The following is a 3,661-nucleotide window of genomic DNA, read 5'->3' as shown; positions in this document are numbered from 1 at the left end:
TGCGCCGCTATGCAGCCGGATTCTGACCCACCGGCACACTCCTGACCTCTGAATTCCAGGCAGATTTATGCAAACAAACATATCATCGGCCATGAGTCGCGAAGCGCTCAGACGCCGCACTTTCGGCATTATTTCCCACCCGGACGCAGGCAAGACAACCCTCACGGAAAAGCTGCTGCTGTTTGGCGGAGCCATCCAGATGGCGGGCGCGGTCAAAGCCAAGAAGGCCCAGCGCCATGCCACTTCCGACTGGATGGAAGTTGAACGCGAGCGCGGCATTTCCGTTTCATCCTCGGTGATGAAGTTCACCTACGCCGATCATATCATCAACCTGCTTGATACGCCCGGTCACCAGGACTTTTCAGAAGACACCTACCGCGTGCTCACGGCTGTGGACTCTGCCCTCATGGTCATTGACTCGGTCAAGGGCGTTGAAACGCAGACCCGCAAACTCATGGAAGTGTGCCGCATGCGCGACACGCCCATTCTGACCTTTATCAACAAGCTTGACCGCGAAGGCCGCGACGCCTTTGACCTCTTGAGCGATATTGAGCAGACCCTGGGCATTCAGGCCGCCCCCATGACCTGGCCCATTGGCATGGGCAAGAGCTTTCAGGGCGTGTACGACATTGAGCGGCAGGCCATCCGCTTTTTTGCAGAAGACGGCAAAAAGACCTCCCGCCCCAAGGAAGCTCTGGTCATCAACGGATTGAACGATCCGCAACTTGCCGAACTGATTGGTGAAGACGCCGCCGAGCAACTGCGCACGGAGATTGACCTGCTGGAAGGCGCGGGCTTTCCTTTTGACAAGGAACTGTACCTCAAGGGCAAGCAGACCCCGGTATTTTTTGGCAGTGCGGTCAACAATTTCGGCGTTCAGGAACTGCTCGACACACTGGTGCGCCTTGCCCCCGGCCCCATCCCCCGCGTGGCGGAATGCGCCACGGGCGAACGCGTGGTCAATCCGCTTGAAGAAGATTTTTCCGGTGTTGTTTTCAAGATTCAGGCAAACATGGACCCCGCCCACCGCGACAGAATTGCCTTTATGCGCATCTGTTCCGGCAGATTCGAGCGCGGCATGAAGGTCAAGCACCACCGCATTGGCAAAGAGGTGCAGCTTTCGCGGGCAATCACCTTTATGGCGCAAGACCGTGAAGGCGTTGAAGACGCCTGGCCCGGCGACATTATCGGTTTGCATAACCACGGGACCCTGAAAATCGGCGACACGCTCACAACCTCGGAGCCACTCAAATTTACGGGTATTCCCAACTTTTCGCCCGAGCATTTTCGCCGTGTGCAACTGGCTGACCCCTTGCGCTCCAAGCAGCTCGCCAAAGGGTTGAAACAGCTTGCGGAAGAAGGGGCCATTCAGGTTTTTCGCCCGATCACAGACAGCTCGCACATTCTTGGCGCGGTGGGCGTGCTGCAGTTTGACGTTATTATTGCCCGGCTCAAGGCCGAATACGGCGTTATTGCCCTGTACGAGCCCTGCCCCATTTCTGCCGCGCGCTGGATAACCTCCAATGACAGGGCTGCGCTGGAGTCCTTCAAATCCGACCAGCAGTCAAACCTCGCCTATGATGGCGACGACTGCCTTGCTATCCTTTCCACTAGCGAATGGCGGCTCTCGCGGATTATTGAAGAATGGCCGCAGATAACATTCCACACCACACGTGAAATCAGATAGCCGGACAAAAACTTCATCTGTTCGCATCTGCATAAAATTGAATAACCGCACAAAATCCTGCAAAAACGGTTTTTTGTGCGGTTATTTTCAATTTTGATTACACAGTGAGGTGCCGCAGGCCGCGCCATACTGGGATATAGAGTTTCTGCCCTCACAAAACCATGCTTGAAAAATTGGCAAAGCAGGCATATATGGTCTACTTGATTATGCTTACGCTTTGGCCTTCCCGTTCAGGTGTTGCCCTTGATGAGTCCCCCTCGCCTGAACCCCGAAACTTTCTTTCACCCACTCCTTTATGCTAAAAAGACTCCTGATTTTTCTGTTTATGCTGATAGCCATGCTTGAGGTGGCATCCTATTTCTACATCAAGTATATAAACACAAACATTCAGATGCCGTCTTACAGTCTCGTGAACGTTAACAGCAAGTTCTGGACGTTCAGCGATGAGCATTTTGGTGTATGGCACCAGCCTTCCTCCACATATTTTCACAAAAAGCCATGTTTTACGGCCCAGTACGCTTCCAACGCTTTTGGCATGCGCGACAAGGAGCGCACCAAGGATGCAGACCAGCCGCGCGTGGTTATTCTGGGCGATTCTTTTATTGAAGGATGGGGCAACAGCTCGGAAGAAAGGCTCTCCAACCTGCTTGAGGCCTCGACCGGCAAGGAAGTGCTCAATTTTGGCACTTCCGGCGGTTTTGGCACCATTCAGGAATGGCTGCAATACAAGCATATGGCTAAACAGTTCAAACATGATGTTGTTTTGCTGGGCATTCTGCCCCGCAATGATTTTGAAGATAACAGCCTGGATTTCTACTACACTCAGGACACGGACGATTACCGCCCATATCTGGTTGGTGATTATCCCGATTACAAGCTGTTTTACCCGGTTAAAAAGCTGCCCCAGCCGACCAAGGTTCAGGCCTTGGCCAAGAGCTTCAAGCTCACCCTGCTGGAATGGAGCTGCCTGTACCGGGTTGCTATTTATCTGAATGATTTCAAGATCGAAAACATGAAGCTTGTCCCCCGCTGGACACCTGAAAATATCGGTGATCCTTCGGGCGGCTCCATGTACTATTCCGTGCCCGAGAACGAATGGAACATCATGCGCTATTCCATTGAACAGCTTGTGGCCGAAGCGGGAAACCGCAAAGTTATTCTGTTCACCATCCCTGCCTATCAGGATTTTGAACACTATGACGGCAAGGAACCGCCCCTTGCCCGCAAGCTGCACGAGCTGGCCGGGCGCACCGGCGCGACCTATGTGGACTTGATGCCTGCCATGCTTGCACGCGGCGTCAAATACCCCGACCTGTATTTCAGTTGCGACAAGCACTGGAACGCCTTTGGCAACGCAGTTGCCGCAGACATTCTTGAGCCATACGTGCGCGCCGCCCTGCAATCATCCCCCGCTGCAAGAGGAAACTGATGCAACACCGCAAACTACATTTCGGCTTTTTGCCTGCTGCCGTGAGCAACAAGGAATGCGCCGATACCGCTATGGCCATGACATTGATATGTCTGTTGGCCGTCATGTTTACCAAGTCGCTCACCCTGTTGCCCCTTGCTCTGGGGCTGCTGCTGGCGGGCATGATCTGGCCCCGCGTGTATTCGCCCGTGGCAAAGCTCTGGCTGGGCCTTTCCCTGCTGCTTGGCTCCGTCATGTCGCGTCTGCTGCTGAGTGTCATATTTTTTGTTGTAGTGACCCCGCTGGCGCTTGTCATGCGCCTTTTCGGTCATGACCCCATGCGTCGCAAAGGCTGGAAAAAGAGCTCGGATTCCACCTTTGTCTCGCGCGACCATACCTTTGAAGCAAAAGATCTGGAACATCCTTTTTAGGATTTGTTCCTTCAGGAGATATCAATGGATTTTCTTAAAGACCTGCTGCAATTTTTTATGCAGCGCAAAAAATTCTGGCTGCTTCCCCTTGTGCTCGTTCTGCTGCTGTTTGGCGTGCTTGTGGTGATGACCAGC

At 53.5% G+C, this 3,661-nt stretch carries 4 protein-coding genes; all 4 read left to right on the top strand.

Features of this window, described 5'->3' with window-relative positions:
• The first annotated feature begins 67 nt into the window (after window positions 1-67).
• On the top strand, window positions 68-1,687 hold the full coding sequence (locus VEZ52_RS00825) for a peptide chain release factor 3 (RefSeq protein ID WP_324835123.1): 1,620 nt from the start codon (window positions 68-70) through the stop codon (window positions 1,685-1,687).
• A gap of 325 nt (window positions 1,688-2,012) precedes the next feature.
• A complete protein-coding gene (locus VEZ52_RS00820) occupies window positions 2,013-3,116 on the top strand; it encodes an SGNH/GDSL hydrolase family protein (RefSeq protein WP_324835122.1) in 1,104 nt (367 codons plus the stop codon).
• Entirely contained in the window at window positions 3,116-3,526 is a 411-nt protein-coding gene (locus VEZ52_RS00815) for an SxtJ family membrane protein (RefSeq protein ID WP_324835121.1), read from the top strand. The genes VEZ52_RS00820 and VEZ52_RS00815 overlap by 1 nt, the downstream gene beginning before the upstream one ends.
• Before the next feature lie 24 nt (window positions 3,527-3,550).
• A partial coding sequence (locus tag VEZ52_RS00810) for a DUF5989 family protein (RefSeq protein ID WP_324835124.1) occupies window positions 3,551-3,661 on the top strand: 111 nt, incomplete at its 3' end.

Origin of the sequence: Desulfovibrio sp. (assembly GCF_035644575.1) — a bacterium.
Classification (GTDB): Bacteria; Desulfobacterota; Desulfovibrionia; order Desulfovibrionales; family Desulfovibrionaceae; genus Desulfovibrio.
Note: the sequence above shows the minus strand (reverse complement) of the source record. Positions and strands in the feature narration are given on the sequence as shown.

Excerpts from the sequence above, each read along its gene's own strand:
- VEZ52_RS00820 (WP_324835122.1), top strand. The coding sequence starts at position 2,013 with ATGCTGATAGCCATGCTTGAGGTGGCATCCTATTTCTACATCAAGTAT.
- VEZ52_RS00815 (WP_324835121.1), top strand. The coding sequence starts at position 3,116 with ATGCAACACCGCAAACTACATTTCGGCTTTTTGCCTGCTGCCGTGAGC.
- VEZ52_RS00825 (WP_324835123.1), top strand. The coding sequence starts at position 68 with ATGCAAACAAACATATCATCGGCCATGAGTCGCGAAGCGCTCAGACGC.